Genomic DNA, 2,356 nt, shown 5'->3' on the forward strand with positions numbered 1-2,356 from the left:
CGGTACGGGGCCGGTCTGGCTCGACCGCTCCGGGAGCGAGTGCGGTAGTGATCGATCTACCGGATGTTTTGGGATGGGTGGCGGGCGTCGACTGGCCCGAGGGCGACGAAGATAAAATGTTCGCCCTGGCCGAAGGCTGGTTCCAGGCCTCCGACCAGCTGAAATCCACGATCCAGCAACTCGACGCCGCGAAAAGCATGATGCAGCACGCGTATCCAGCGGGCGAGGGATCGGCCAGCATTTTGGCCAACTACGACAACGTCCGGAATTACCTCGACGACCTGGTCGGCCGATATCACCAGATCGGAGACGCCGCGAAGGACACCGGAGCCGACATCGAAGCCGCGAAGATCGAGATGATGATCGCGCTGGTCATCCTGGCCGCGGAACTCGTCTACGCGCTCACCGCCGGACCGGCCGCGCCGGCCCTCCAAGCCGGCCTCATCGGCATCACCCGGGTGATCATCCGCGTATTCTCCGGCCAATTGCTCACCGCCCTCGCCCGCAACAGCGCGAAGGCAATGGCCAGCAGGGCGGTCAAGGACCTCGCCAAACACGCCGGGTTGCAACTCAGCGAGGCGATCGGCAAACAAGGACTCAAACGAGTCGGCGTCGAAGCACTGAAAGAAGCCGGCGAGGAAATCCGCGAGGAACTGTTCCAAACCTACGCAACGAAGGCCTACCAGGTCACGGTCGGGCATCGAGATTCCAGCGAACTCACCGACTGGAACAACCGCGACAACCTGAGAGAACTCGGCCTCACCGTGGCCGGAGCGGCCGCCGGGGGCGCCACCGCATCATTGGCCGGCAAAGGCTTCGCGAAACTGCCAGGCGTCGACCTAGGCGCGAAAGGAATGCGCGGAGCGATAACCGGTTTGGCCGCCGGCACGACAGCCGGAGCGGCCGGCGGCTACGCCGCAGCCGCGGTACCCGCGATCTACCAAAACGGATGGAACCCCGACAACTGGAACATCGACCCCAGAGCTATCACCGGCGGCGCCGCAAGCGGCGGCCTTCCCGGTGCCGTCCGCGGCCAACGGGGCCTGGCACAAACCCACGAAGTCGACAACCTCGATCTATACCAACGCGGCGACGGATCATTGGCATCGAGCACGCACCGGACGCAGGATACCGTTGGGCCACAAGAAGTCACGCAATCGCCCGACCAGAACGGTGGGCACACCAGTCAGAGATCGGTAGCGTCGGGCAATCCCGGAGCAAGTGCAGGCTCGGCGTACTCCAGCCTGACCGGTGAATCCAGCACCGCGCCAGATGCCACATCGACGCCGGTTCCGTCCGAGCCGGCCACGGGTGGAGTCGAACACGCCAACACGAATGCCGCCGCCGAGCACACAGCTACCAGAGCAACACCGGAATCGACCACCCTCGCAAGCTCCGATACACAGCACAGCGGATCCGAAAATCCCGGTGCGCCAGACGCCGAGTCGGGGTCTCGCAGCGACTTCGGCGCCAACCACCGCGATGGGATCACCGAAGTCACCGACACCCGAGTGCCCGGCTCCGACCGCTACATCGAACCTGACCTACCGACCACCACCGACCACATCCATGCCCTCCATAATCGAATCGCCGAAACCCTGGACCAAGTCGTCACCGGCTACGGCGGACTCTCGATCGAACACCTCGACCACAACCACTACCGAATCACCGACAACCACCACACCTTCGACGTCCACTTCGACACCCGAACCCTCAACGAACACACAGCAGCACAGTCCGTCCTCAACCACGACACCAACCAACACACCGTCTACCTCAACGAACGCCTACGACCAGAAGAAATACAGCGATCCCTCGCGCACGAAATCGGCGAGATCGTCGAAAACCAACGCCGCAACACGTTCGGCCAACACACCCACCGACCGGACACCGACATCATGCGTCCGGGAACGACCCCACCCACCGCCACACCAACCCCCCACGACATCGGCCGGATCCAGGAACTACGCGTCCTCGCCGAACACCTGACCGCGATCCCACCACAAACACGACAAACCGACCCCACCACACGCGCCGAATACAACCACATACATCGCGAAGCAACAGCCCTGATCGAGCACCTAGGACTACGACAAAACACCCCAGGCGCAACCCAACGACGAGCGATCATCACCCAACAACTAACCCCACACGCCCGAAAACAAGTCGACCACCTACTCACCGACGCCGCCCGCCCAGAAACAGAACTCTCCCCCCCAGAACAACAACTCCTCGACAACATCAGGAGCATGGCGCGCGCCATACCCCCCAACCACTCCACCAACCCACCACCACACCAAACCCAAATCACCACCAACCCCCACCCAAACAACCCCACACCACATCAACCACCAAA

Annotated in this window: 1 protein-coding gene; it reads left to right on the forward strand. The window is 62.9% G+C overall.

The window, feature by feature from the left end:
- Window positions 1-47 precede the first annotated feature (47 nt).
- Window positions 48-2,356 (forward strand): hypothetical protein (locus AB0C34_RS31490; RefSeq protein ID WP_357081084.1); only part of this gene is annotated, 2,309 nt, incomplete at its 3' end.

Source organism: Nocardia sp. NPDC049220 (genome assembly GCF_040647855.1).
Classification (GTDB): domain Bacteria; phylum Actinomycetota; class Actinomycetes; order Mycobacteriales; family Mycobacteriaceae; genus Nocardia.